Below are 26035 nucleotides of genomic sequence, written 5' to 3' on the forward strand. Positions count from 1 at the left end.
GCCGCCAGGTACTCCGCTCGTTGTAGTCATTCACCTGTGTTTGTTCACCAGATTGGAGCAACTTGACCGGCCGCAGCCGTCAGCGCCCATGTTCGGAAACCGGGTGGTCTTCGTGTGGTTGCGCCGGCGCGCCGTCGAGCGGCACGGCGCCGACAAGATGTTCCGCGGTAGCGATCTCGGCGATGGCGGCACGCAGCGAGTCCAGACCCTGGCCCGTGCGCGCGCTCAAAAAGACGCGCGAGATATTACCATACTCGTCCCGCTCGACCGCATCCCCGCGGGCCTCGAGCTCGGGCACGGCATCGATCTTGTTGAACACGAGAATCTGGCGGATCGAGTCCGCGCCGATTTCGTGCAGCACCTCGTTGACCTGCTCGATCTGCTCGAGCCGCACCGCGCTCGACGCATCGACAACGTGCAGCAGCAGATCCGCGTGGATCGTCTCTTCGAGCGTCGCGCGGAATGCCGCGACCAGTTGGTGCGGCAGCTCGCGGATGAAGCCGACGGTATCGGACACGACGATCTGCCCGACCTCGTCGCCGAGATACACGCGCCGCGACGTCGTGTCGAGCGTCGCGAACAATTGATCCGCCGCGTATGCCTGTGCTTTCGTCAGCGCATTGAAGAGCGTCGACTTGCCCGCATTCGTGTAGCCGACGAGCGACACCGACATCGTGCCGCTGCGCGCACGCTGCCGACGCTGCGTGTGATGCTGGCGGCGCAGCTTGTCGAGCCGAGTCTTCAGCATCTTGATGCGCTCGCCGATCAGGCGCCGGTCGGTTTCGAGCTGCGTTTCGCCGGGGCCGCGCAGGCCGATACCGCCCTTTTGGCGCTCGAGGTGGGTCCAGGCTCGAATCAGCCGGGTCGCAAGGTATTGGAGCTGTGCGAGCTCGACCTGCAGCTTGCCTTCGTGACTGCGCGCGCGCTGCGCGAAGATGTCGAGGATGAGGCTCGTGCGGTCGACGACGCGCCGATTAAGCATGCGCTCCAGATTGCGTTGCTGGGCGGGGGCGAGCGCGTGATTGAAGATGACGATTTCGACGTCGTTCGCTTCGCAGGCAAGCCGGAGTTCGTCCGCTTTGCCGCTGCCGACGAACATGGCGGCGTCGGGACTGGAACGGCGGCCCGTCAGCGTGACGGCGGGATGGGCGCCCGCACTGGAGGCGAGCAGACTGAGTTCTTCGAGACTGGCTTCGAAATCGGTCTTGCCGAAATCGATGCCCACTAACGCTGCGTTGATCAAATTATCGGATGTCAAGGTAAGGCGGCTGGCATCGGAAGCCGACGGCGACGCGAGCCAGCCGCGGCAATGGGTTAGGACGCTGCTTCCGCATCCGGGTGGAAGTTCACCGGACGCGCCGGCACGACCGTCGAAATGGCGTGCTTGTAAACCATCTGTGTAACCGTGTTCCTGAGCAACACGACGTACTGGTCGAACGATTCGATGTTCCCTTGAAGCTTGATGCCGTTGACGAGATAGATCGAAACCGGCACGTGCTCTTTACGCAGTGCGTTCAAAAACGGGTCTTGTAACAATTGCCCTTTGTTGCTCATGGCGTACTCCATCTTTTTTGCAGGTTGACTAGATTGGGGCGAAGAAAAAGAGATCCGCCGCCAATCGCTACACTATAGCCGATTTTGTCCGCCCCGCCCGGCTCTGCCGTCCGGCTGACGCGGCGCGCCTCACTCACTCCTTATCGGCGTAAGGGTTCGTCGACGAGCGAAACTCTATGCGCAATGGAGTGCCCATCAGCGAGAAAGTTTCTCGGAATCGATTCTCGAGATAGCGTTTGTACGTCTCGGTCACCGCGTCGAGCGCGTTGCCGTGAATGACGATGATGGGCGGATTCTGTCCGCCTTGGTGCGCATAGCGCAGTTTCGGCCGCACCGGGCCGCGTCGGCGCGGCTGCTGGAACTCGACCGCATCGATCAGCGCGCGCGTGAGCTTCGGCGTCGGCAGCTTCTTCATCGCGGCCGCATACGCGTCGTCGACCGAGCGCATCAGCGGGCCGATGCCCGTCTTCTCCGCTGCCGAGATGAAGTGGGACTTCGCGAAATCGAGGAACTTGAGCTTGCGCGCGAGATCGGCCTTCGCGCGCTCTCGCACGTGCGGATCGAGGCCGTCCCACTTGTTCACGCCGACGACGAGCGCGCGCCCCTGCTCGACGACGAAGCCCGCGATGTGCGCGTCCTGATCGGAGATGTCCTGCCGCGCATCGAGCAGAAGAATGACGACGTTCGCGTCGGAGATCGACTGCAGCGTCTTCACGACCGAGAATTTCTCGATCGCCTCGAACACCTTGCCGCGACGGCGCAGGCCCGCCGTGTCGATCAGCGTGTACTGCTTGCCGTTGCGTTCGAAGTCGACATAGATCGAATCGCGCGTCGTGCCCGGCATGTCGAATGCGATCACGCGGTCTTCGCCGATCAGCGTGTTGACGAGCGTCGACTTGCCGACGTTCGGCCGGCCGACGATCGCGATCTTGATGCCGCGCGCGGCGGCGTCTTCTTCGCTCTCGTCCGGCTGGCCCGCGTACGCGACTTCGAGCGCCTCGTTGATCATGTCGGTCACGCCGTCGCCGTGCGCGGCCGAGATCGCGCGCGGATCGCCCAGGCCGAGCTCGTAGAAATCCGACGCGACCGCCGTGTATTTCATTCCCTCGGCCTTGTTGACGACGAGGAAGATCGGCCGTCCGGTCTTGCGCAGATAATCGGCGATCGACTTGTCCTGCGGCGCGAGGCCGTTGCGGCCGTCGACGATGAACACGACGACGTCCGCCTCCTCGACCGCCTGGCGCGTCTGTCGCGCCATCTCGTGCAGGATGCCGTCCTTCGCGACGGGCTCGAAGCCGCCCGTGTCGACGACGAGATACGGCCGCGCACCGACTCGCCCCTCGCCGTAATGGCGATCGCGCGTCAGGCCGGGCAGATCGGCGACCAGCGCATCGCGCGAGCGCGTGAGCCGGTTGAACAGCGTGGATTTCCCCACATTGGGGCGCCCAACGAGGGCAATGACCGGTTTCATCTGATGATGTCGTCTACGTGAAACGCAGCGGCGGTGAGCCCGCATGCCGCAGGCGGCTGCGCTTGATGGAAATTAGCACGAATTCACGCCGCGTCGGCGCAGGCGGCGGCATACGTGTCGCGCCGCTCTTTTTTTTCGATTCGCTCCCAGCCCCCGCGGATCGCGTCATGCCGCGCCGCCGGGCTGCGGCCGCCCGGCAATGGCCGAACGCACGCGCAAAAAATACGACGCACGGCCGGCGAAGCGCGCGGCCGCGCGGTTGCGTCGCGCGCTTAGCGCGGACGGAAACCGTACACGCCGCCGTCCTGCGTCTGGACGACGAGCGTGTTGCCGGCGAGCACGGGCGCCGCGTTGATCGCGCTGCCGTCCGTCTTCAGCCGCGCGACGAACGTGCCGTCGTCGCGCGACAGAAAGTGCACGAAGCCCTTGTAGTCGCCGAACACGACCGCACGGCCGAGCAGATACGGCACGCCGACGTCGCGGCTCTTCAGCTTGTCGTTGCGCCAGAGCTCCTTGCCCGTCGCGACGTCGTACGCCGACACGACCGACCAGTCGTCGCCGCCTGCGACCACCGTATCGTCCTGCGCGACGCCGCTGCGGCTCGAGAACGCCTTCTCCCACAGAGGACGGCCCGAGTTCGCGTCGAAGCAGCCGAGCTGGCCCTGGAACGTCACCGCGCACGTCTCGGCGCCGACGAGCGTCGGCGCGCCCGTCACGTCGTTGATCCGCTCGACTTCGGTCACGCCCTTCGGGAACGACACGGGCGTCTGCCAGAACGGCTCGCCCGTCTGCAGGTTCAGCGCGACGAGACCGCCGCCCGGGAAGCCCGCGAGCACCGCCGCATCGCCGGCGAACGTCATGCCGGCCGACACGCGCAGATTGAGCGGCACTGCGCGATTGCGGTAACTCCACTTCTGCTCGCCCGTCTGCGCGTTGAATGCGATCACTTGGCCGTCGATCGTGCGCACGATCACGAGGCCGTTGCCGACGAGCGGCGGCGAAAAGACTTCGCCCTGCACGGTCGTCTTCCATAGCAGCTTGCCGTCCGGGCCGAGCACGAACACGCCGCCCTTCAGCGCGCCGACCGCGGTCAGGTTGCCGTCGCTGCCGACGCCCGCCGACAGATCGGAACCCACCTTCGCGCGCCAGACTTCCTGGCCTGTCTTCGCGTCGATCTTCTCGACCGAACCGTTCGCGCCGGCGACGTACACCGCGTCACCCACCGCGATGGGCGAGAACGAGTAGCGGCCGCCCTTGCCGACGCTCGCCTTCCACACCTGCTGCACGTCGAGCACGGGTTTGAACTCGGTGAGCGGCGTCGGCACGCGGCGTGCGTCCTTCGTTGACGAACAGGCCGCGAGAACCAGGACGGCCGCCGCGCAGGCAACGGGTGCAGCGTAACGTTTCAGCAGATTCATCGATAGCGAAGCAAAGTTAAGTTGTAAAACGGAGCGTGGGCGCTCAACCGCCGAGCGCGTCCAGCTTGAACTGCACGAGTTGGCGCGCAGACGTGTCGTCCTTCGACAGCGAATCGAGCGCGAGCCTGTACGCGGCGCGCGCGTCGTCGCTCTTGCCCTGCGCGGCGAGCAGATCGCCGCGGCGATCGGCGACGATGCCCTTGAACGCGTCCGACGGCGTGCCCGACAGCAGCGCGAGGCCAGCATCGTACGCCTTCTCGTCGAGCAACAGCGATGCGAGACGCAGCTTCGCGATCTGCTTGTACTCGTCGTCCTTCGCGTGATCGGCGGCCCACTGCAACTGCGCCTTCGCACCCGCCGCGTCGCCCGCGCCGTACAGCGCCTTCGCCGCTTCGAGCGCCGTCATCTGCGCATATGCGGTGCCGCCGAACTTGTCTTCCATGTCCGACGCGACGCGCGCGACCTTCGCCTTGTCGTTCGACTGGACCGCCTGCTGCACCTGCTCGTACAGCACGGCCGCCTGCGCGGCCTGGCGCCGTTGCCAGTAATTCCAGCCGTTCCAGGCGGCAGCGGCGGCGAGGACGGCAATCGCGATCCAGGTCGTCAGATTGCCCCATCGAGCCCACCACGCCTTCAGGCTTTCAATCGATTCTTGTTCGTCGTGATAACTCATCGCCTAGCGATTCCTTCCTGTACACGCTTTTGTCGAGCGGATGCGCCGCGATCAGTCGTCGCCGTCTTCGGCGGTTGCAACCATCGCATTGATTAGAAAATCGGTCAAGCTTTCGACCGGCACGGACTGTTGAACGTTCTTGTCGCCTTCGGCGCCCGTGCCGCGCAGCGGCTTCACGCTCGCCGTGCCGTTCGCGATCTCGTCTTCGCCGAAAATCACCGCGAATGCCGCGCCGCTCGCGTCCGCGCGCTTCATCTGCGACTTGAAGCTCGCGCCCGCGCCGTCCGCGCTGCAGTGGAGAACCACGTCGAGGCCCGTGTCACGCAAACGCTCCGCGACGACGAACGCCTGCTCGCGCGCCGCATCGCCCTGGTGGACGACGTACACGTCGACGCCCTCCTGCTCGGGCACGAGGTTCTCTTCCTTCAGGAGCTCGAGAATGCGCTCGACGCCCATCGCCCACCCGCACGCGGCGGTCGGCTTGCCGCCCAGTTGCTCGATCAGCGGATCGTAGCGGCCTCCCGCGGCGACCGTGCCTTGCGCGCCGAGCTTGTCGGTCACCCACTCGAACACGGTCAGGTTGTAGTAGTCGAGCCCACGCACGAGACGCGGGTTGATCGTAAACGGCAGGTTGTTCGCCTTCAGCAGCTTCTGCAGGCCTTCGAAGTGCGCGCGCGACGCGTCGCCGAGGAAGTCGATCAGCTTCGGCGCATTCTGCACGATCTCCTGCAGCGCGGGATTCTTCGTGTCGAGCACGCGCAGCGGATTCGTGTAAAGGCGGCGCTGCGCGTCGTCGTCGAGCTGCTCGGCGTGCTGCTCGAGATACTGGATAAGCTCGACGCGGTGCGCGGCGCGCTCTTCGGCAAGGCCGAGCGAGTTGATCTCGAGCTTGATGCCCGTCAGGCCGAGATCGTCCCACAGGCGCTGGCACATCATGATGATTTCCGCATCCGCGTCCGGGCCCGCGAAGCCGAGCGCCTCGACGCCGACCTGGTGGAACTGGCGATAGCGGCCGCGCTGCGGACGCTCGTGACGGAACATCGGGCCGACGTACCACAGGCGCTTCGGTCCGTCGTACAGCATGTTGTGCTCGATCGCCGCGCGCACGACGGCGGCGGTGTTCTCGGGACGCAGCGTGAGGTTCTCGCCGTTCAGCGCGTCGACGAAGCTGTACATCTCCTTCTCGACGATGTCGGTCACTTCGCCGATGCCGCGCGTGAAGAGCTGCGTGTGCTCGACGATCGGCGTACGGATGTTCTGATAGCCGTACGCGCGCAGCAGCGACTTCACGGTCGCCTCGAAGAATTCCCACAAGCCGGCATCCTGCGGGAGGATGTCGTTCATACCCTTCACGCCCGTCAGCTTCTCGAGCTTTCGCTTTTGTTCTGTCATCTGAAATACGGTAGACGAATTAATTCTGGACCGCAGCGCGGCCGTAGGTGCGCGCGACGTAGTCGCTCACGATCTGCTGGAATTCTTCCGCGATGTGCTCGCCGCGCAGCGTCTTCACTTTCTGGCCGTCGACGAACACGGGCGCGGCCGGGTTCTCGCCCGAGCCCGGCAGGCTGATGCCGATGTTCGCGTGCTTCGACTCGCCCGGGCCGTTGACGATGCAGCCCATCACCGCGACGTTCATCTTCTCGACGCCCGGATACGCCTTGCGCCACTCGGGCATCTGCTCGCGCAGGTACGTCTGGATCTGCAGCGCGAGCTCCTGGAACAGCGTGCTCGTCGTGCGCCCGCAACCCGGGCACGCGACCACCATCGGCGCGAACGAGCGCAGCCCCATCGTCTGCAGGATCTCCTGGCCGACGATCACTTCGCCCGTGCGCGGCGCGCCGGGTTCCGGCGTGAGCGAGATGCGGATCGTGTCGCCGATCCCTTCCTGCAGCAGCGCACCGATCGCGGCCGTCGACGCAACGATGCCCTTCGAGCCCATGCCCGCCTCAGTGAGGCCGAGGTGCAGCGCGAAGCCGCAGCGGCGCGCGAGCTCGCGGTAGACGGCAATCAGGTCCTGCACACCGCTCACCTTGCACGACAGCACGATCTTGTCGCGGCCGAGGCCGAGTTCGACCGCACGCTCGGCAGAGCCGATCGCTGACTGGATCAGCGCCTCGTACATCACGCTTTGCGCTTCCCACGGCTCGGCGCGCGCGCCGTTCTCGTCCATCATCCGCGCGAGCAGATCCTGATCGAGGCTGCCCCAGTTCACACCGATCCGCACCGGCTTGTCGTACTTGATCGCGGCTTCGATCATTTGCGCGAACTGCGAATCGCGCTTCGCGCCCTGGCCGACGTTGCCCGGATTGATCCGGTACTTCGACAGCGATTCCGCACAGCCGGGATAGTCGCGCAGCAGCAGGTGGCCGTTGTAGTGGAAATCGCCGACGAGCGGCACCGACACGCCCATCCGGTCGAGCTGCTCGCGGATCGCCGGCACGGCGGCGGCGGCCTCCGGCGTGTTCACGGTGATGCGCACGAGCTCGGAGCCCGCGTTCGCGAGGTCCTTCACCTGGATCGCGGTGCCGATCGCGTCGGCCGTGTCGGTATTGGTCATCGACTGCACGCGCACGGGCGCGGCGCCGCCGATCGTCACGAGCGTTCCACCCCAGCGGACGTCGACCGCATGCGACACGCGCCGCGGCGCATGCCCGCCGAACACCGGCTCGGTTGAACAAATCTGACTGCTGCGTGGGGATTGAGCTTCGGATTGCATCGATAGATCCAATTTACGCCAAACGCGCCGCCATCGGCCGCGCGCGAAAGAGAAAAGCGCCGTGTCCCGTCGGCCACGGCGCTTGCCGTCAGGGCAATGCGAAACGCGCGACGTTGCCCCGAGCCGTCGAGTATTTTGCCGGATCGACGGGTTTGCCGTCGAAAGCGATCGATTCGAGCCCGGCCTTGTTGCCGATCGTGACCTTGAGCGGCGCGTCACCCGCGATCTGCTTGGTCTCGCCGGCGCGCACGAGCGACGAGAACAACTCCTTGCCGTTCTTGTCCCGCACGCTGAACCAGCAGTCCTGCGCAACCTTCAGTGCGACGACCGACTGGCCGGGCGCGACCGTCACGGCTGCGTTCGCGCCGTCGGCCGCCGGCACGGCCGGCTGAACCGCCGCCGCAGGCGCAACCACAGCCGACGCGGGCGGCGCGGTCACGGTGCTCGCGACTGCCGGCGCGGAACCGGCGGCCGGCGCGCCCGCCGTAGCCGCGTCACCGCCCGATGCGCCGCTGACGGGCTGCACCGCAGGCGCCGTGACGGCGCCCGCCTGCGTCACCGTGCCCGACACGGCCGTGCTCGCGGGCAGATCGGACGCGGCGCCTTCCGGCTGCTGCGCATGCGCGGCCGATGCGGCTTCGTCCGCGCCGCTCGACTTGAAGCGCGCAAGCCAATTCGACGATTCGCCGCCCGTGTGCCACATCACCGCGGCGACGAGCGCGACGACGACCGCCGCGACCGCCCACAGCCATGGCCGGCCGCGCGACGAACCGCCGAGCGGAATCGATACCCGGCCGCGCGGCAGATCGGTGCCGGCCGATGCGGGCATCGACAGATCGACCTCGGGCACGCCCTTCTCGCGGCGCAGCGCCTGCGCGAACGGCTCCGGATCGACACCGAGCATCTTCGCGTAGCTGCGCACGAGGCCAAGCGCGAAGGTCGTGCCCGGCAGCTGGCTCGTATCGCCCGCCTCGAGCGCCTGCAGCTTCGGCGCCGCAACCTTCAGCCGCGCGGACACGTCTTCGACCGACCATCCCCTCGCCTCGCGCAACTCCGCGAGCCGTGCGCCCACTGCCGCGACCGACGCAATGCCGGCGCCAGCCACCGCCGGTTTCTCGCCTGCGTTCGTCTCTGGGCTCTTAGACGGCTGCGGTTCGCTCATTCTCTTCCTCGCGTCGATTCTTCTTGCCTGCACGCCCGCGCCGGCTCCGGCCGGGCTCGCAACATCACCGTTGTCACACACTGCGCGGCGCCGCGCGCCGCCCCCGATCGCTTTACGCGTATTTCACTGCCAGCCCGGGCATTCCCGTCAAACCGCCCGAACCTCGATAATCTTTGCTGCGCCCGTCCGCTCGGCGAGACGCGTGCGGTCCTTGACCGCGCCCGCCAGCTGGCCGCAGGCGGCGTCGATGTCGTCGCCGCGCGTCTTGCGGACCGTCGTCACGACGCCCGCGTCGATCAGGATCTGCGCGAAGCGCTTGATCTGATCCGGCTTCGAGCGCACGAGCCCCGACTCCGGGAACGGATTAAACGGGATCAGATTGAATTTGCACGGGACGTCGCGCGTCAGCGCGAGCAGCTCGCGCGCATGCGCTTCGGTGTCGTTGACGCCGTCGAGCATGCAGTATTCGAACGTGATGAAATCGCGCGGCGCGACCTTCAGATAGCGCTGGCACGCGGCCATCAGCTCGCGCAGCGGATGCTTCTTGTTGAGCGGCACAAGCTCGTCGCGCAGCGCGTCGTTCGGCGCGTGCAGCGACACCGCGAGTGCGACGGGCAGCTCGCCGCCGAGCTTGTCCATCATCGGCACGACGCCCGACGTCGACAACGTCACGCGCCGGCGCGACAGGCCGTATGCGTTGTCGTCGAGCATCAGCCGCATCGCGGGCACGACCGCCGAATAATTGAGGAGCGGCTCGCCCATGCCCATCATCACGACGTTCGTGACGACGCGTTCCGCCTTGCCGTTCGGGCCGGGCTCGCGTCCGAGCGACGCGCGAAGCGCGAATTCCGCCATCCGCAGTTGCCCGACGATCTCGCCCGTCGACAGATTGCGGGAAAAACCTTGCTTGCCGGTCGAGCAGAAGCGGCAATTGACCGCGCACCCCGCCTGCGACGACACGCACAGCGTGCCGCGCGTCTCCTCGGGGATGAACACCGTCTCGACCGCGTTGCCGCTGCCGACGTTGATGAGCCACTTGCGCGTGCCGTCGGCCGACACGTGATCGCTCAGGATGTCGGGCGTGCCGATGACGGCGCGCCCCTTCAGCTTCTCGCGCAGCGATTTCGCGAGATCGGTCATCCCGTCGAAATCGGCTGCGTTGTATTGATGGATCCAGCGCTGCAGTTGCTTAGCGCGAAACGCCTTCTCGCCGAGGCTGCCGCAATACGCGACGAGACCCTCGGCGTCGAGGTCGAGTAGATTGACGATGGTTTCGCTCGCCATGATGCCCTGCCTTGCCCCCAAACGCGCCGGATCCCGACCCGCTTAGCGCGAGTAGACGTTCATTTCCGGGAAGAAGAACGCGATTTCGACGCGCGCCGTTTCCGGGGCGTCCGAGCCGTGCACGGCGTTCGCGTCGATGCTGTCCGCGAAGTCGGCGCGGATCGTGCCCTTTTCCGCCTTCTTCGGATCCGTCGCGCCCATCAGGTCGCGGTTCGTGAGGATCGCGTTCTCGCCTTCCAGAACCTGGATCACCACCGGGCCCGAGATCATGAATTCGACGAGATCCTTGAAGAACGGACGCTCGGCGTGCACGGCGTAGAATTTCTCCGCATCGGCGCGCGACAGGTGCGCCATGCGCGCCGCCACGATCTTCAGGCCGGCGCTTTCGAAACGGCTGTAGATCTGGCCGATCACGTTCTTCGCCACCGCATCCGGCTTGATGATCGACAGGGTGCGCTCGATTGCCATAAAAACTCCAAGAAATTAAGAGGTTACAGTTTCAAATGAATCCGCCATTGTAACACGTTCCCGTGTATCATTGCGATTGAACCCTTACACGAACGAAAGGTTCCAATACTTCGTGTTTCGCGGGCGCCGAGGCGTTGAAACCTCCGCCCTCGAAACCTATCTTAGGGGGTAGCGGCCTCACGGTTTTTGCGGCGCAACAAGCGCGCCGCCCGCCGGCGGCGCCGCGACGTTCCATGTTAGGAGAAACCATGAACGACTCGTACAACTTCGGCCGCAGCGGCGCGATCAGCACGGCCGAGACTCGCAACCGCGTGCTGCGCAACACCTACTGGCTCCTCGCGCTGTCGATGGTGCCGACCGTACTCGGCGCGTGGGTCGGCGTCGCGACGGGTTTCTCGCTGTTCGCCGCGACGAGCCCGATGATGAGCCTCCTCGCGTTCTTCGCGATAGCGTTCGGCTTCATGTTCGCGATCGAGCGCACGAAGAACAGCTCGGCCGGCGTGTTCGTGCTGCTCGGCTTCACGTTCTTCATGGGCCTGATGCTGTCGCGCCTGCTGAGCTTCATTCTCGGCTTTTCGAATGGCCCGTCGCTCATCATGCTCGCGTTCGGCGGCACCGGCGTGATCTTTGCCGCGATGGCGACGGTCGCGACCGTCAGCAAGCGCGATTTCTCGGGCCTCGGCAAGTGGCTCTTCGTCGGCGTGATCGTGCTCCTGCTCGCGATGGTCGCGAACATGTTTCTGCAGTTGCCGGCGCTGATGCTGACCGTGTCGGTGCTCGCGATCGTGATCTTCTCGGCGTACATGCTGTTCGACGTCCAGCGCGTCGTGAACGGCGGCGAAACCAACTACATCAGCGCGACGCTCGCGATCTACCTCGATCTGTACAACGTGTTCACAAACCTGCTCGCGCTGCTTGGCATCTTCGGCGGCAACCGAAACTGAGCCTGAGCGACACCTCGGCGCACGTCACGAAAAACCGGCCCTCTGGCCGGTTTTTTTGCGTGCGTGCCGCGCGGGCGCCGCCGTCACGCGCGCTCGAAGAGCGCGATCGATTCGACGTGCGACGTGTGCGGGAACATGTTGACGACGCCCGCGCCCTTCAGGCGGTAGCCCGCCTCGTGCACGAGGAGACCCGCGTCCCGCGCGAGCGTTGACGGATTGCACGACACGTAGGCGATCCGCGAAGGCAGCGGCCCGACGCCACTCTGCGCGATCTCCGCGAGCGCCTTCGACACCGCGAGCGCGCCTTCGCGCGGCGGATCGATCAGGAACTTGTCGAACGCGCCGAGTGCTCGCAGATCGTCGGCCGTGACCTCGAACAGGTTGCGGCATGCAAACGACGTATGGCCGCCGACGCCGTTTTCCCTCGCATTCTCGAGCGCGCGCGACGTCAGCGTTTCGCTGCCCTCGATCCCGACCACCTCGCGCGCGAGCCGCGCGAGCGGCAGCGTGAAGTTGCCGATCCCGCAGAACAGATCGAGCACTCGATCGTCGCGCGAGGGCGCGAGAAGGCGCAGCGCGCGGCCGACGAGCACGCGGTTGATCTGGTGATTGACCTGCGTGAAGTCGGTCGGCTTGAACGGCATCCGGATTCCGTATTCGGGCAGCGTGTAGTCGAGCTGCACGTCGAGCGGATAGAACGGCGCGACCGTATCCGGCCCCTTCGGCTGCAGCCAGAACTGTACGCGGTGCGCGTCGGCGAATTCGCGCAACAGCGCCTCGTCGGCCGCGTTGATCGGCTCGAGCACGCGCAGCACGAGCGCCGTCACCTGCGAGCCGACCGCGAGCTCGATCTGCGGCATGCGGTCGCGGATCGACAGTTGCTCGACGAGCCGACGCAGCGGCACGAGCATCGCCGATACGTGCGGCGGCAGCACTTCGCAGCTCGTCATGTCGGCGACGTAGCTGCTCTTCTTCTCGTGGAAGCCGACAAGCACGCCGCCCTTCTTCGCGACGTGGCGCACGGTGAGGCGCGCCCGATACCTGTAGCCCCACGACGGACCGTGAATCGGCGCGAACATCGCCTCCGCGCGCAGCTTCGCGAGATGCCACAGATTGTCCTCGAGCACGCGCTGCTTGATCGCGACCTGCGCGCGCATGTCGAGATGCTGCATCGAGCAACCGCCGCAGGTTCCGAAAAACACGCATTTCGGCTGCGTGCGCATCACGCTCGGGCGCAGAATATCGACGACCTGCGCCTGCTCGTAGGTCGGCTTCCGGCGGAAGCTCGAATACGTGACGCGCTCGCCGGGCAACGCGCCCTCGACGAAGATCACCTTGCCGGGCTTGCCGTTTTCGTCGACGACGCGGCCGACGCCGCGCGCTTCCATGTCGAGCGAATCGATATCGAGAACCGGGGCGCGATCGGGGGCGGCAGGCGCATTCGACGCGCGGCGCAAGGAGAGAGGGACGGCTTCTGACACCAGCTTTTCCTGACGAACGATTGTGGGCAAAGACGAGATTGTAGACGAACGGCCGTCACACAATGGAGATTCGACGATGCGACTCATCAGTTGGAACATCCAATGGGGAAGGGACGCCGACGGCACGGTCGACCTTGCTCGCACGGTCGGCGCCGCCCGGCGGCTCGGCGACTTCGACGTGCTGTGCATGCAGGAAGTCACGCGCGGCTTTCGCGCGCTGCCGGGCGGTCCGTCCGACGATCAGTATGCGGAACTGGCCGCGCTATTGCCAGGCTACGCCGTGTTCGACGCGATCGGCGTCGATCTGCCGCCGCTCGAGCCGGGCGCGCCGCGCCGGCAATTCGGGAACGCGCTCGCGACACGGCTGCCCGTCGAGCGCGTGATGCGCCACGCGCTGCCGTGGCCCGCGAGCGCGGCCGCGCCATCGATGCCGCGCTGCGCGCTCGAAGTCACGCTGCGCGCGCCGCTCGGTGCGCTGCGCGTCGTCGTCACGCATCTCGAGTACTACTCGGCCGAGCAGCGGCTCGCACAGGTCGACGCGCTGCGACGCCTGCATCGCGAGGCAGCCGCGCATACGCGCGCGAGCGCGCCGCCGGAGACGCCGACCGGCCCGTTCGCACCGTCGGCGCGCGCGGCCGACGCGATCGTCTGCGGCGACTTCAACAGCGCGTACCGCAGCGACGCGTACCGGCGCTTTCTCGCGCCGCTTCCGGACGCGCCGCGCTTCGTCGACGCGTGGCTCGCGCGCCATCCGGGCGAGACGCCGCCGATGACGGCGGGCGTCTATGACATCGAGCAATGGAAGGAAGGGCCGCTCACCTGCGATTTCGTGTTCGTCACCGATACGCTCGTCGGCCGTCTGTCGCGCTGCGAGATCGACGGCGCGATTCGCGCGTCCGACCACCAGCCGATCGTGCTCGAATTGAGCGACACGTAAGCATCGAAGCGCCGGTCGGTCAGGCGGATGGAGGCGAACGGGAAGGGCGACGTCCGGTCACGCGTCGAACGCGGCGAGGTATTCGGCCCAGTGCGGCGCAGGCTCCTGCACGAGTGAGTTCTTCACGAGCGCGATTTCTTCGGCGTACTCGGCGGGCGACAGGCCGCCGCGCATCTGCTGGAACCGGCAATACAGCAAGTACGTGTTCACGACGTCGGTCTCGCAGTAGTTGCGGATCTCTTCGATCCGCCCTTCCTGGAACGCCGCCCATACCTGGCTGCCATTCATCCCGAGCTTGCCCGGAAAGCCGCACAGCTTCGCGAGCGCGTCGAGCGGCGCGCTCGCGCGCGGCTGATAGAGCGCGAGCAGATCCATCAGGTCGAGGTGCCGCGTGTGATAGCGCGACAGGTAGTTGTTCCACTTGAACTCGCGATCATCCTCGCCCATGTCCCAGTAGCGCGGCGCCGCGACGCCGTGCACGAGTCCGCGGTAATGCAGCACCGGGAGATCGAAGCCGCCGCCGTTCCACGACACGAGCTGCGGCGTGTATTTCTCGATCACGCGGTAGAACGACTGGATCAGTGTCGCTTCCGGGTCGCCCGGCGCACCGAGCGAGCGCACGCGAAAGCCGGTGTTGTCGCGAAACACGCACGAGATCGCCGCGACCCGTTGCAGATGAAGCGGCAGGAAATCGCTGCCCGTCTTCTCGCGGCGCGCGGCGAACGCGCGCTCGGCCACATCGGCGTCGGCGAGGTCGGCGGGGAGATCTTCAAGACGGCGAATGCCGTCGACATCGGGAATCGTCTCGATGTCAAAAACCAGAATCGGTGTCATTGATCAGTTACAGAACGGCGTCCTTGCGTACGCCGTTGGATGCGAAAAACCGCTTGAGCCGCACGAGCGCTTCCTGCTGGATCTGGCGGACCCGCTCGCGGGTCAGCCCCATCTCGTCGGCAAGCTCCTCGAGCGTCGCGGGTTCGATGTGATTGAGGCCGAAGCGCCGCTCGATCACGTGGCGGTGCTTGTCGGACAGGCGCGACAGCCACGCGCGCGTCAGCGTCTCCAGCTCGCGATGCTGAACCTCCGCGTCGGGCGACTGGCTCTGATCGTCGGGCAGCAGATCGAGCAGGCTGCTCGCCGGATCGAGATCGAGCGGCGCGTCGAGCGACGCGGTGTGCTCGTTCAGCGCGAGGATGTCCGTGACCTCCTCGGCCGTCTTGCCAGTCAGATACGCGATGTCGTCGATGCTCGCCTCGCGGCGTTCGGCCGCCTCGCCCGTCGACATCGAGTTCTTCTCCAGATGGCGCTTCGCGCGCAGCACCTGGTTCAGCTCGCGGATCACGTGCACCGGCAGCCGCACCGTGCGCGCCTGATTCATGATCGCGCGCTCGATGCTCTGGCGGATCCACCAGGTCGCGTACGTCGAGAAGCGGAAGCCGCGCGTGGGATCGAATTTCTCGATCGCATGCATGAGCCCGAGGTTGCCCTCTTCGATCAGATCAAGCAGAGGCACGCCGCGATTCAGATAGCCTTTCGCGATGCTGACGACGAGCCGCAGGTTCCGCTCGATCATCACTTGCCGCGCGTCGAACTCGCCCGCCTTCGCGAGCCGCGAATAGCGTTGTTCCTCCTCGACCGTCAGGAGCGGCTTCACGCTGATGCGGTTCAGGTAGTGCTGGATCGTGTCGGCAGTGAGCTCCGCCTGCAGAAGCGCCCGGAAGTCGTCGAGATCGGGCGCCGCGTCGGCTGTGCCGCCGCGCTCTTCGCCCGAGTCGTCCGAATCGGCTTCGCGCGACTCGTAGTCGCGTTCGTTGTCGGCGACGTCTTCGTCCTCGTCCGTCGAAGCACCAGCACGCTCCACCGATGCTTGCGTGGCTCGACTGATTTTCTCAGACTCGGCTTGCGGCTCGTGGCGCTTCGATTTCGGCATGGTCGTCTCGTTTATTGAGGCGGCAAATACTTCAGCGGATCGACAGGTTTACCCTGCCGGCGAACCTCGAAATGCAGCATCACGCGGTCGGAATCGTTGCTACCCATCTCGGCGATCTTCTGGCCTTTCGTCACCGCGTCCCCCTCTTTTACCATCAAAGCGCGATTGTGTGCATATGCCGTGAGATAAGTTGCGTCGTGCTTGATGATAATGAGGTTGCCGTAGCCGCGCAGCCCGTTCCCCGCATAGACCACACGGCCGTCCGCGGCGGCCTTCACGGCCTCGCCGGCCGAACCGCCGATGTCGATTCCCTTGTTCTTCGAATCGTCGAACGTGTTCAACAGCGCGCCGCGCACCGGCCACGCGAACGACACGTTGCTGCTCGCGGCAGGTGCGCTCGTGTCGCTCGGCGCAGGCGCGGCAGGCGCGGAGCTCGCGCTGGAACCGGAGCCATAGATCGGGGGCACCGCGGCCGGGCCGCTGGAGAGCGGCGGCGTCGCCGCGCCGCCCGCGATCGGTGCGGCCGTCGTCGCGCCGCCTGCCGGCGGCGCGACGCGCAGCAACTGATCGACTTCGATCTGGTTCGGGTTCGTGAGGTTGTTCCACGCGGCGATGTCGCGATAATTCTGACCGTTCTCGAGCGCGATCCGATAAAGCGTGTCGCCTGGTTTCACCCGGTAAAAGCCCGGTGGCGGCGGCGGCAGCGGCGCGGCCGGCTGCGCCGCTGCCGTCGTGCCGAGCGAACCGGAACGGTCGACGACGGGCGCCTGGTCGAGCCGCGTCGCGCACGCGCCGAGCAGCGTGAAAGCCGCCACGCAAATCGCGCGCTGAGCGAGCGAGAGCGGAACCTTCGAACGATTGTTTTGCATCGCGCGCAGCATACTCATCGGTATCAAATCACTCCGGATTTTAAAGGGACAAAGAAAACGCGATCAAGCCGCGACTCGCGCCACTGCGCGGGTGCGACGCGCTCCACGAGCGTCAGCACCTGCTCGCCCGCCTGCTCGCCGACAGGCGCGACGAGCCTACCGCCGATCGCCAATTGTTCCAGCAGCGCCCGCGGTACGTCGAGCCCCGCCGCCGCGATCACGATCGCGTCGAACGGCGCGGCAGCGGGCAGGCCCACGCGTCCGTCGCCATAATGCAGGCGGATGTTCGGCACGCGCAGCGGCCGCAAATTCAGTTTCGCGCGCTCGTAGAGCGGCTTCACGCGTTCGATCGAATACACGTCGCGCGCGACGCGGCTCAGCACCGCGGCCTGATAGCCGCAGCCCGTGCCGATTTCGAGCACGCGCTCGAGCGTGCGGCCCGCCGCGGCAAGCTCGATCATTCGCGCGACGACCGACGGCTTCGAGATCGTCTGCTGATGGCCGATCGGCAGCGCCGCATCTTCATACGCCTGGGCCGCGAGCCCCGGATCGACGAACATGTGGCGCGGCACGGCCGCCATCGCGGCGAGCACACGCGGATCGGTCACGCCGTTCGCCTGCAGCCGTTCGACCATGCGCTCGCGCACCCGTTCCGAAGTGAGCGCGAGCGCGCCCGTCAGCGCGACGTTCGGCGCGGCGCTCTTGTCGCCGCTCTTCGCAGATGCGGGCGGCGCGCCCTTCGCGCCGCCGGGCGCACCCGACGCATGCTTCTTCGCGTGCGTAGCCTTCGCCTTCGGAACGGACGCGCCAGCGGCCCCCGTCGCACCGGCCGCGCGATACGTGCGCCGATCGGGCGCGAGCGCGGATGCCGCGGCGGGCGCCGCAGCCGCCGCGGCGGTGAGGCGCTGGCGGGCGGCGTCGCCCGTCGCCTGGCGCTCGGCCGCGCGCCCTTCGGGCTTGCGCGGCTCGCGCTTCAGGTCCTCGAGCGCGAGCGGAAACCGCTTCGCGCGCTCGCCGCTCATGAAGCGCCGCTCCCAGCCCGCGCCCAATCGCGCGTGGCTGCCAGCATCTGCGTGTGCGTGAGATCGAGCTGCAGCGGCGTGATCGACACGTAGCCCGCCTCGGTCGCGTGGAAATCGGTGCCTTCGCTCGCGTCGAGCGCCTCGCCCGACGCCCCGATCCAGTAGATCGGCTCGCCGCGCGGATTGGTTTGGCGAATCACCGGCTGCGACGGATGGCGCTTGCCAAGCCGCGTCACGCACCAGCCCTTCAGCTCGTCGTAAGGCAGGTTCGGAATGTTGACGTTCAGGAGCGGCTGACCGGGCAGCGGATTGTCGAGATAGTGGCGAACGACCTCGGCCGCGACGCGCGCCGCATCCGCGAGATGCGCCCAGTCCTTGTGAACGAGCGAGAACGCGATCGCCGGCATGCCGAACATGATGCCTTCGGTGGCGGCGGCGACCGTGCCGGAATACAGCGTGTCGTCGCCCATGTTCTGGCCGTTGTTGATCCCCGACACAACGAGGTCCGGCTTCGCGTCGAGCATGTCCGTCAGCGCGATGTGCACCGAATCGGTCGGCGTGCCGTTCACGTAGTAGAAACCCGTGGTCGCCGAGCGCGACACCGAGAGCGGACGCGACAGCGTCAGCGAGTTCGACGCGCCGCTGCAATTCTGCTCGGGCGCCATCACCATGACCTCGGCGATCGGGCGCAGCGCTTCGTACAGCGCGGCGATGCCGGGCGCGAGGTATCCGTCGTCGTTGCTGAGTAGTATTCGCATCCGGCGATTGTAACCGAGGAAAGATTGCGCGAGAGCGACAGCCGGGGCCGCCTCGCGCGCAGCGGGCAGCGGTGCGCGCGCGGCCTCAACGCTCAGATCGCGCGCTTCTCGCGCAGCGCGGCGATCGCCTGCGCGTCGTAGCCGAGCGCGCCGAGCACCTCGTCCGTATGCTCGCCGAGCTCGGGGCCGAGCCAGCGCGTTTCGCCCGGCGTATCGGACAGCTTCGGCGTCACGTTCGGCAGCGGGATCTCCGCGCCGCCCGCGAGTTTGAAACGCTGGATCATCTGGCGCGCGACGAATTGCGGATCGGTGAACATGTCGGCGACGCTGTAGATCCGCGACGCCGGCACGTCGGCCGCGTTCAGCACCGCGAGCGCGTCGTCGATCGTGCACTCGGCGAGCCATGCGCCGATCGCCGCGTCGATCTCCTGCGTGCGCGGCACGCGGCCGTCGTTGTGCGCGAGCGCCGGATCGGCCGCGAGGTCGTCGCGGCCGATCGCCTTCATCAGGCGCTTGAAGATCGGATCGCTGTTGCCGCCGATCACGATGCTGCCATCGCGGCACGGATACGTGTTCGACGGCACGATGCCCGGCAGCGACGCGCCCGTGCGCTCGCGCACGAGCCCGTAGACGCCGTATTCGGGCACGACGCTCTCCATCATGTTGAAGACGGCCTCGTACAGCGCGACGTCGACGACCTGCCCCGCGCCGCCGTTCGCGTTGCGATGATGCAGCGCCATCAGCGCGCCGATCACGCCGTGCAGCGCCGCGATCGAATCGCCGATCGAGATGCCGATGCGCGGCGGCGGCAGTTCCGGGTAGCCCGTGATGTGTCGCAGCCCGCCCATCGATTCGGCGATCGCGCCGAAGCCGGGACGGTCGCGGTACGGGCCCGTCTGCCCGTAGCCGGACAGGCGCACCATCACGAGGCCCGGATTTTCCGCGGACAGCACGTCGTAGCCGAGCCCGAGCTTTTCGAGGAGACCCGGGCGAAAGTTCTCGACGACGATGTCGGCTTCGCGCGCGAGGCGGCGCACGATCTCCTTGCCCTCGTCGGACTTCAGGTTGATCGTCACCGATTTCTTGTTGCGCGCCTGCACCGACCACCACAGCGACGTGCCGCCCGCCTCCGGATACAGCTTGCGCCACTTGCGCAGCGGGTCGCCGCCATCCGGATCTTCGATCTTGATGACTTCCGCGCCGAACTCGGCGAAGAGGCGCGCGGCGAACGGGCCCGCGATCAGCGTGCCGAGTTCGAGCACCTTGACGCCCGCGAGCGGGCCGTGGGTTGCGCTCATGTCGCTTCCTTGGATCGTTGAACGAAGCGCGGCGTTCGGCCGCGCGGTGCCGGCGTGCGCCGCCTAGATGGTGCGCCTGTCGAGCATCGCACGGGCGATCGTGCCGGCGTCGACGTATTCGAGCTCGCCGCCCACCGGCACGCCGCGCGCGAGCCGCGTGACGGCTAGGCCGCGCGCCTTCAACGTCTGGCCGAGGTAGTGCGCGGTCGCCTCGCCTTCGTTCGTGAAGTTCGTCGCGAGCACGACTTCCTTCACGACGCCGTCCGATGCGCGGCGCACGAGCCGGTCGAAATGGATCTCCTTCGGACCGATGCCGTCGAGCGGACTCAGGCGGCCCATCAGCACGAAGTACAGCCCGCGGTAAGTCATCGTCTGCTCGAGCATGATCTGATCGGCCGGCGTCTCGACGACGCACAGCAGCGTCGGATCGCGCTCCGGATCGCTGCAGACCTCGCAGATCTGCGCCTCCGTGAACGTGTTGCACTTCTCGCAGTGACGCAGATGCTCGGTCGCGAACAGGAGCGACCGTCCGAGCCGCTCCGCGCCCTCCCGATCGTGCTGCATCAGGTGGTACGCGATGCGCTGCGCGGACTTCGGTCCGACGCCCGGCAGCGCGCGCAGCGCTTCGACGAGCCCGGACAGCGCGGAAGGCGGCTTGATGCTCATGCGCAAACGGCGTCGACCGTACGGTTCATCGTCAGAACGGCAGCTTGAAGCCGGGCGGCAGCGGCAGGCCCGCCGTCATGCCGCTCATCTTCTCCTGCGACGTCGCCTCGGCCTTGCGCACCGCATCGTTGAACGCGGCGGCAACGAGGTCCTCGAGCATGTCCTTGTCGTCGGCAAGCAGGCTCGGATCGATCGACACACGGCGCACTTCGTTGCGGCAGGTCATCGTCACCTTGACGAGCCCCGCGCCCGACTGGCCCTCCACTTCGACGAGGGCCAGTTGCTCCTGCATCTTCTTCATGTTTTCCTGCATCTGCTGGGCCTGCTTCATCAGCCCCGCGAGTTGGCCTTTCATCATGGACTTGCTCCTTCGTAATCGATTGCGAACGGGCGCGATCTTAGCGCCGGTTCATGAATATGGGAATCGGACGCGGGGAGGCGTCCGATTCGCGTCAATGCAGCGTCGGCGCAGCGCCGTCCGCAGCGCCCGCATCCGGGCCGACGGGTCGGATCGAACCCTCGACGATGCTCGCGCCGAATTCGCGCAGCAACTGCTGGACGAACGGATCGGCGCTCATTTCCTGCTCGGCCTCGCGCTGCCGCTTCACGCGCTCGGCGGCGGCGATCGCGGCCGCGGTGCGGCGCGCCGGCCCGACTTCGACAGAGACGTCGACCGGCTTGCCGAGCGCATCCGCGAGCGCCGCCTTCAGCTTCGAGATTTGCGCGGCATCCGCGTATTGCTGCACCGGCACGGCGAGCTTGAGCACGCCGCCGTCGACGGACGTCAGCTCGCTGTTGAACGCAAGCTGATAAGCGACGCCCTTGAGCGGCAGGCTGGCAGCGAGCGTCGGCCATTCGCCGTCGTAGCCGATCGCGTCGAGCGGAATCGCCTCCGGCAGCGGACGCGTGTCGACGGGCGGCGCGGGCGCCGGCTTCGGCGCGACCCGAACGTCGTCGGGACCGCTGCCGAATACCGGCATGAATCCGTCGTCGGGCGGGATGAAACCGTCGTCCATCGAAAACGGCACGTAGTCGTCGGGCGGAATGTCCTCCCACGGCGGCGGCGCGTTGCGAGACTCGGATCGCGCATCCGCGCGCGCAGCGCCGTTCGGCGACGCATCGCCTTGCGCCGAACGGGCGCGCGGCGTCGGCACCGGCACCGGCGCGTGCGGCGCGGACTTCGCCGCGGGTGCGGCAGCCGGCTCGGCCGAGCGGGCGGCACCGGCGCCACGACCGCGATCGGACGACACGCGCATGCCCGCGTTGCGCAGTACGTCGAGCGCCGCGGCCGCACCGGTCGCGCGCGACGCGGATGCGGAACCCTGTGCGGCGAGCGCGGCCGGAGCCGGCGCTTGCCCGGCCGCGACAGGCACCGGCTCCGCAGCGGTTTCAGCCGTCGATGCGGCAGCAGCAGGCGTGGCCGCGGCGATCGTCGCGGCGGATGCCGGCTCGTGCGAAGCGGTCGCGCGCGCCGCGGATTCGGATGCAACGCTTGGCTGCGAGTTTTCCGGTGCGCTCGATTCGGCGCGCGGCGCAGCGGAACGCAATTGCGCGTCGTCCGATCGAGCGCTGGCCGGAACACGCGCGTTCGTGGGCGCGTCGCCACTTCGCTCTGCCGCTGCCGGCTCCGCTTGCGCAGGCGGCAAGTCGGAGCGAACCGCCGCCGCGCGTGCGCCAGCCGCCTTCGGCGCTTGCGCCGTAGCGGCAATCGCCGCCGGCGATGCACTGAGTGCCGCAGCCGCGCGCGCGCTCGACTTCGTCGCCGCGCCGCTCGCCTGAGCCGGCAACCCGCCGCCCGGCGCGCCGCCGCCCGTCGTCGCGGGTTCGAACGCGAGCATCCGCAGCAGCGTCATCGTGAAGCCCGCGTATTCATCGGGCGCGAGACCGAGCTCGCCGCGCCCGACCGTCGCGATCTGATAATAGAGTTGCACCTGCTCGGGACTCATCAGCTCGGCGAAGCGGCGCAGATCGGCCGCTTCCGGCCATTCGTCGAGCACCGACGCCGGTGCGAACTGCGCCCATGCGATCCGGTGCAGCAGGCTCGCGAGATCCTGCAGCGCGGCCGAGAACGACAGGCTGCGCAGCGCCATCTCGTCGGCGACGGCAAGGATCTGCGGACCGTCGGCCGCTGCTAGCGCATCGAGGAGGCGCACCATGTAAGTCTGGTCGAGCGTGCCTAGCATGCCGGACACGGCGGTTTCCGTCACTTCGTTCGCCGAATACGCGATCGCCTGGTCGGTCAGCGACAGCGCGTCGCGCATGCTGCCTTGCGCGGCGCGCGCGAGAAGACGCAGCGCCTGCGGCTCGAACGCGATCTTTTCTTCGCCCAGAATCCGTTCGAGATGCGACACGATGTGCCCAGCCGGCATCTGCTTCAAATTGAACTGCAGGCAGCGCGACAACACAGTGACAGGGATCTTTTGCGGATCGGTGGTCGCGAGGATGAATTTGACGTGCGGCGGCGGCTCCTCGAGCGTCTTCAGCATCGCGTTGAACGCGTGGTTCGTCAACATGTGCACTTCGTCGATCATGTAGACCTTGAAGCGCGCATCGACGGGCGCGTACACCGCGCGCTCGAGCAGCGCGGCCATTTCGTCGACGCCGCGATTGCTCGCCGCGTCCATTTCGACATAGTCGACGAAGCGTCCCTCATCGATTTCGCGGCACGCGCGGCACACGCCGCACGGCTGCGACGTGACGCCCGTCTCGCAATTGAGCGCCTTCGCGAAGATTCGCGACAGCGTGGTCTTGCCGACGCCGCGCGTGCCTGTAAATAGATAGGCGTGGTGCAAACGCCCGCCGTCGAGCGCGTGCGTGAGCGCCCTGACGACGTGCTCCTGGCCGACGAGCGAAGCGAAATCCTTCGGACGCCACTTGCGTGCGAGAACTTGATAGGTCATCGGGAAATTGTATCAGCAACGCTGCGCCGCGCCGACAGGTTGAACGTCGCGAAGCACGCGCACATCGGAGTCGATTGGGAAGCGAAAGGAAAGGGAGGAAAACGGAAGAACGTGCGCGGGAAATACAAGCGGAAGGTGACGAGCCCGACCCTCGGCACTGGCGGAAAACGGCTGTGGCTGCTTCGTTCCCGACCTGACCAGGTTGACCACCCCACCATGCGAGGAGGCCCGTCACGGCGCATTCTAGCATCGCTTCGCGCGCGGCGCGACCGTTATTCGCATACGAGACGATAAATCGCGCCATTCCCAATGCCGATCCGCGCTTTCCCGAACGCACCGCGGTCGATTATCCGATTGCCCGCCCCTTGCAATTCGCTGCGCCGCGCCCATTTGATGCACATGCGGGCGGCGAGCCGGATGCGCATCACCCCCTATTCGCGTAGCGGCTACTATCGCCGTCAACAGCAGATAGCAATTTAGGCTAATATGACGCCCGAATGACCCGCGAGCCGCGGCATGCAGCGCTCACGCCCTTCTTTTCGCAAGAGCGGAGCTTCCTGCCCCGGCGACCGGCAAAGCCCGTGGGCAGCCGGCGCAGGCAGTCCCCGAACCGAAAGAGGTATTGACCCAATGAGCGAACAGATCAAACACATCAGCGACGCATCGTTCGAGCAGGACGTCGTCAAGTCCGACAAGCCGGTCCTGCTGGACTTCTGGGCCGAGTGGTGCGGTCCGTGCAAGATGATCGCCCCGATCCTCGACGAAGTCGCGAAGGACTACGGCGACAAGCTGCAGATCGCGAAGATCAATGTCGACGACAACCAGGCGACGCCCGCGAAGTTCGGCGTGCGCGGCATCCCGACGCTGATCCTCTTCAAGAACGGCGCGGTCGCCGCGCAGAAGGTCGGCGCGCTGTCGAAGTCGCAACTTACCGCGTTCCTGGACAGCCATCTCTAAACGGATACACCGCGGCGCACGTGTTGTCAGCCGACAACACATGCGCCGCGAAATCCGCCGATCGGCCGCTCAAGCCCGAATCGGCCTATGCTAGAATCAAAAACGTCGATAAGACGCATATAAGTCTCTGAGCGCTTCCGCTCGCCCTCCTCCCTATATCTTTCGTCGCATCTCCTCCCTGGCGGGATCTCCGTATGCATTTATCCGAGCTCAAGTCTCTGCACGTCTCCGAATTGATCGAAATGGCCAATGGCCTGGAGATCGAAAACGCGAACCGCCTGCGAAAGCAGGAGTTGATGTTCGCCATTCTCAAAAAGCGCGCCAAGACGGGAGAAACGATCTTCGGCGACGGCACGCTCGAAGTGCTGCCGGATGGTTTCGGCTTCCTGCGCTCGCCGGAAATGTCGTACCTCGCGAGCACCGACGACATCTACATCAGCCCGTCGCAGATCCGCCGCTTCAACCTGCACACCGGCGACACGATCGAAGGCGAAGTCCGCACGCCGAAGGACGGCGAGCGCTATTTCGCGCTCGTGAAGGTCGACAAAGTCAACGGGCAGCCGCCCGAGGCCTCGAAACACAAGATCATGTTCGAGAACCTCACGCCGCTCCACCCGAACAAGCCGCTGTCGCTCGAGCGCGAAATGCGCGGCGAGGAAAACGTGACGGGCCGCATCATCGACATGATCGCGCCGATCGGCAAGGGCCAGCGCGGCTTGCTCGTCGCGTCGCCAAAGTCCGGCAAGACCGTGATGCTTCAACACATCGCGCATGCGATCAAGCAGAACCATCCGGACGTGATCCTGTTCGTGCTCCTCATCGACGAGCGCCCCGAAGAAGTGACCGAAATGCAGCGCTCGGTCGCGGGCGAAGTGATCGCGTCGACGTTCGACGAACCGGCCACGCGTCACGTGCAGGTCGCCGAAATGGTGATCGAGAAAGCCAAGCGCCTCGTCGAAATGAAGCACGACGTCGTGATCCTGCTCGACTCGATCACGCGTCTCGCACGCGCGTACAACACCGTGATCCCGGCGTCGGGCAAGGTGCTGACGGGCGGCGTTGACGCGAACGCGCTGCAGCGCCCCAAGCGCTTCTTCGGCGCGGCGCGCAACATCGAGGAAGGCGGCTCGCTCACGATCATCGGCACCGCGCTGATCGAAACCGGCAGCCGTATGGACGACGTGATCTACGAAGAGTTCAAGGGCACGGGCAACATGGAAGTGCACCTCGAGCGCCGCCTCGCGGAAAAGCGCGTCTATCCGTCGATCAACCTGAACAAGTCCGGCACGCGTCGCGAAGAAATGCTGATCAAGCCCGAGATCCTCCAAAAAATCTGGGTGCTGCGCAAGTTCATCCACGACATGGACGAAGTCGAAGCGATGGAATTCCTGCTCGACAAGATCCGCCAGACGAAGAGCAACGCAGAATTCTTCGATCTGATGCGCCGCGGCGGCTGACGCCCGCTCCGCTCGCTCGCCGCAGTGAAGAACCGCCCGTTCGCCGGGCGGTTTTTTATAGATCAACATG

At 66.4% G+C, this 26035-nt stretch carries 24 protein-coding genes and 1 other RNA gene; 4 read left to right on the forward strand and 21 right to left on the reverse strand.

Annotated features, from left to right (window positions below):
* Positions 1-79: 79 nt before the first annotated feature.
* The 10 genes from hflX to ndk all read right to left on the reverse strand — a co-directional run bounded on the left by hflX (position 80) and on the right by ndk (position 10746).
* A complete protein-coding gene (gene hflX / locus WS70_RS10050) occupies positions 80-1243 on the reverse strand; it encodes a GTPase HflX (protein ID WP_197419207.1) in 1164 nt (387 codons plus the stop codon).
* A 71-nt stretch (positions 1244-1314) separates the two neighbouring features.
* The gene (gene hfq / locus WS70_RS10055) at positions 1315-1554 is read right to left on the reverse strand and encodes an RNA chaperone Hfq (RefSeq protein WP_004192796.1); all 240 of its coding nucleotides are present in this window, start codon (positions 1552-1554) and stop codon (positions 1315-1317) included.
* A gap of 133 nt (positions 1555-1687) precedes the next feature.
* The gene (der, locus tag WS70_RS10060; RefSeq protein ID WP_059469753.1) at positions 1688-3025 is read right to left on the reverse strand and encodes a ribosome biogenesis GTPase Der; all 1338 of its coding nucleotides are present in this window, start codon (positions 3023-3025) and stop codon (positions 1688-1690) included.
* 272 nt (positions 3026-3297) lie between these two features.
* A complete protein-coding gene (gene bamB, locus WS70_RS10065) occupies positions 3298-4443 on the reverse strand; it encodes an outer membrane protein assembly factor BamB (protein ID WP_059469752.1) in 1146 nt (381 codons plus the stop codon).
* A 43-nt stretch (positions 4444-4486) separates the two neighbouring features.
* Entirely contained in the window at positions 4487-5116 is a 630-nt protein-coding gene (locus WS70_RS10070; protein WP_059469751.1) for a tetratricopeptide repeat protein, read from the reverse strand.
* Between the two features lie 51 nt (positions 5117-5167).
* On the reverse strand, positions 5168-6508 hold the full coding sequence (gene hisS / locus WS70_RS10075; protein WP_059598647.1) for a histidine--tRNA ligase: 1341 nt from the start codon (positions 6506-6508) through the stop codon (positions 5168-5170).
* A 19-nt stretch (positions 6509-6527) separates the two neighbouring features.
* Positions 6528-7832 carry a flavodoxin-dependent (E)-4-hydroxy-3-methylbut-2-enyl-diphosphate synthase gene (ispG, locus tag WS70_RS10080; RefSeq protein ID WP_059469774.1) on the reverse strand — a complete coding sequence of 435 codons (1305 nt, stop codon included), beginning with the start codon at positions 7830-7832 and terminating at the stop codon, positions 6528-6530.
* Between the two features lie 88 nt (positions 7833-7920).
* Positions 7921-8994 (reverse strand): helix-turn-helix domain-containing protein, encoded by a 1074-nt coding sequence (locus WS70_RS10085; protein ID WP_059469749.1) that lies wholly within the window; start codon positions 8992-8994, stop codon positions 7921-7923.
* A 147-nt stretch (positions 8995-9141) separates the two neighbouring features.
* Positions 9142-10278, reverse strand: coding sequence for a dual-specificity RNA methyltransferase RlmN (gene rlmN, locus WS70_RS10090; RefSeq protein ID WP_059598646.1), 1137 nt, complete (start codon positions 10276-10278; stop codon positions 9142-9144).
* A gap of 42 nt (positions 10279-10320) precedes the next feature.
* Complete coding sequence (gene ndk, locus WS70_RS10095; RefSeq protein WP_059469747.1) at positions 10321-10746, reverse strand: nucleoside-diphosphate kinase; 426 nt, start codon at positions 10744-10746, stop codon at positions 10321-10323.
* 248 nt (positions 10747-10994) lie between these two features.
* Between ndk and WS70_RS10100 the strand changes: the two genes are divergently transcribed.
* Positions 10995-11690 (forward strand): Bax inhibitor-1/YccA family protein, encoded by a 696-nt coding sequence (locus WS70_RS10100; RefSeq protein ID WP_059469746.1) that lies wholly within the window; start codon positions 10995-10997, stop codon positions 11688-11690.
* An 83-nt stretch (positions 11691-11773) separates the two neighbouring features.
* On the opposite strand, the gene rlmD is transcribed toward WS70_RS10100, so the two are convergent.
* Positions 11774-13171 (reverse strand): 23S rRNA (uracil(1939)-C(5))-methyltransferase RlmD, encoded by a 1398-nt coding sequence (rlmD, locus tag WS70_RS10105; RefSeq protein ID WP_059469745.1) that lies wholly within the window; start codon positions 13169-13171, stop codon positions 11774-11776.
* Positions 13172-13247: 76 nt separating this feature from the next.
* On the opposite strand from rlmD, the gene WS70_RS10110 reads away from it, so the two are divergent.
* On the forward strand, positions 13248-14108 hold the full coding sequence (locus tag WS70_RS10110; protein ID WP_059469744.1) for an endonuclease/exonuclease/phosphatase family protein: 861 nt from the start codon (positions 13248-13250) through the stop codon (positions 14106-14108).
* Positions 14109-14165: 57 nt separating this feature from the next.
* Here WS70_RS10110 and WS70_RS10115 read toward each other — a convergent pair whose 3' ends face one another.
* The 10 genes from WS70_RS10115 to ffs all read right to left on the reverse strand — a co-directional run bounded on the left by WS70_RS10115 (position 14166) and on the right by ffs (position 23784).
* Positions 14166-14942, reverse strand: coding sequence for a 3'-5' exonuclease (locus WS70_RS10115; RefSeq protein WP_059469743.1), 777 nt, complete (start codon positions 14940-14942; stop codon positions 14166-14168).
* Positions 14943-14949: 7 nt separating this feature from the next.
* Positions 14950-16038 carry an RNA polymerase sigma factor RpoS gene (gene rpoS / locus WS70_RS10120; RefSeq protein WP_059469742.1) on the reverse strand — a complete coding sequence of 363 codons (1089 nt, stop codon included), beginning with the start codon at positions 16036-16038 and terminating at the stop codon, positions 14950-14952.
* An 11-nt stretch (positions 16039-16049) separates the two neighbouring features.
* Positions 16050-16919 carry a peptidoglycan DD-metalloendopeptidase family protein gene (locus WS70_RS10125; RefSeq protein ID WP_059598645.1) on the reverse strand — a complete coding sequence of 290 codons (870 nt, stop codon included), beginning with the start codon at positions 16917-16919 and terminating at the stop codon, positions 16050-16052.
* Between the two features lie 11 nt (positions 16920-16930).
* On the reverse strand, positions 16931-17929 hold the full coding sequence (locus WS70_RS10130) for a protein-L-isoaspartate(D-aspartate) O-methyltransferase (RefSeq protein WP_059598675.1): 999 nt from the start codon (positions 17927-17929) through the stop codon (positions 16931-16933).
* Positions 17926-18687 (reverse strand): 5'/3'-nucleotidase SurE, encoded by a 762-nt coding sequence (surE, locus tag WS70_RS10135; protein ID WP_059598644.1) that lies wholly within the window; start codon positions 18685-18687, stop codon positions 17926-17928. Before surE ends, WS70_RS10130 begins: the two co-directional genes overlap by 4 nt.
* Before the next feature lie 92 nt (positions 18688-18779).
* Positions 18780-19985, reverse strand: a complete 1206-nt coding sequence (locus WS70_RS10140; RefSeq protein WP_059598643.1) for a CaiB/BaiF CoA transferase family protein — start codon at positions 19983-19985, stop codon at positions 18780-18782.
* A 63-nt stretch (positions 19986-20048) separates the two neighbouring features.
* Positions 20049-20651 (reverse strand): recombination mediator RecR, encoded by a 603-nt coding sequence (recR, locus tag WS70_RS10145; RefSeq protein WP_082722479.1) that lies wholly within the window; start codon positions 20649-20651, stop codon positions 20049-20051.
* 31 nt (positions 20652-20682) lie between these two features.
* A complete protein-coding gene (locus WS70_RS10150) occupies positions 20683-21009 on the reverse strand; it encodes a YbaB/EbfC family nucleoid-associated protein (RefSeq protein WP_059469738.1) in 327 nt (108 codons plus the stop codon).
* 94 nt (positions 21010-21103) lie between these two features.
* A complete protein-coding gene (locus WS70_RS10155; protein ID WP_059598642.1) occupies positions 21104-23551 on the reverse strand; it encodes a DNA polymerase III subunit gamma/tau in 2448 nt (815 codons plus the stop codon).
* Between the two features lie 134 nt (positions 23552-23685).
* An RNA gene (ffs, locus tag WS70_RS10160) (signal recognition particle sRNA small type) lies at positions 23686-23784 on the reverse strand.
* A 397-nt stretch (positions 23785-24181) separates the two neighbouring features.
* Here ffs and trxA point away from each other — a divergent pair.
* Entirely contained in the window at positions 24182-24508 is a 327-nt protein-coding gene (gene trxA, locus WS70_RS10165; protein ID WP_009890789.1) for a thioredoxin TrxA, read from the forward strand.
* Between the two features lie 194 nt (positions 24509-24702).
* Positions 24703-25965 carry a transcription termination factor Rho gene (gene rho / locus WS70_RS10175; RefSeq protein ID WP_059469736.1) on the forward strand — a complete coding sequence of 421 codons (1263 nt, stop codon included), beginning with the start codon at positions 24703-24705 and terminating at the stop codon, positions 25963-25965.
* Positions 25966-26035 lie beyond the last annotated feature (70 nt).

The organism is Burkholderia mayonis, assembly GCF_001523745.2.
Lineage (GTDB): Bacteria > Pseudomonadota > Gammaproteobacteria > Burkholderiales > Burkholderiaceae > Burkholderia > Burkholderia mayonis.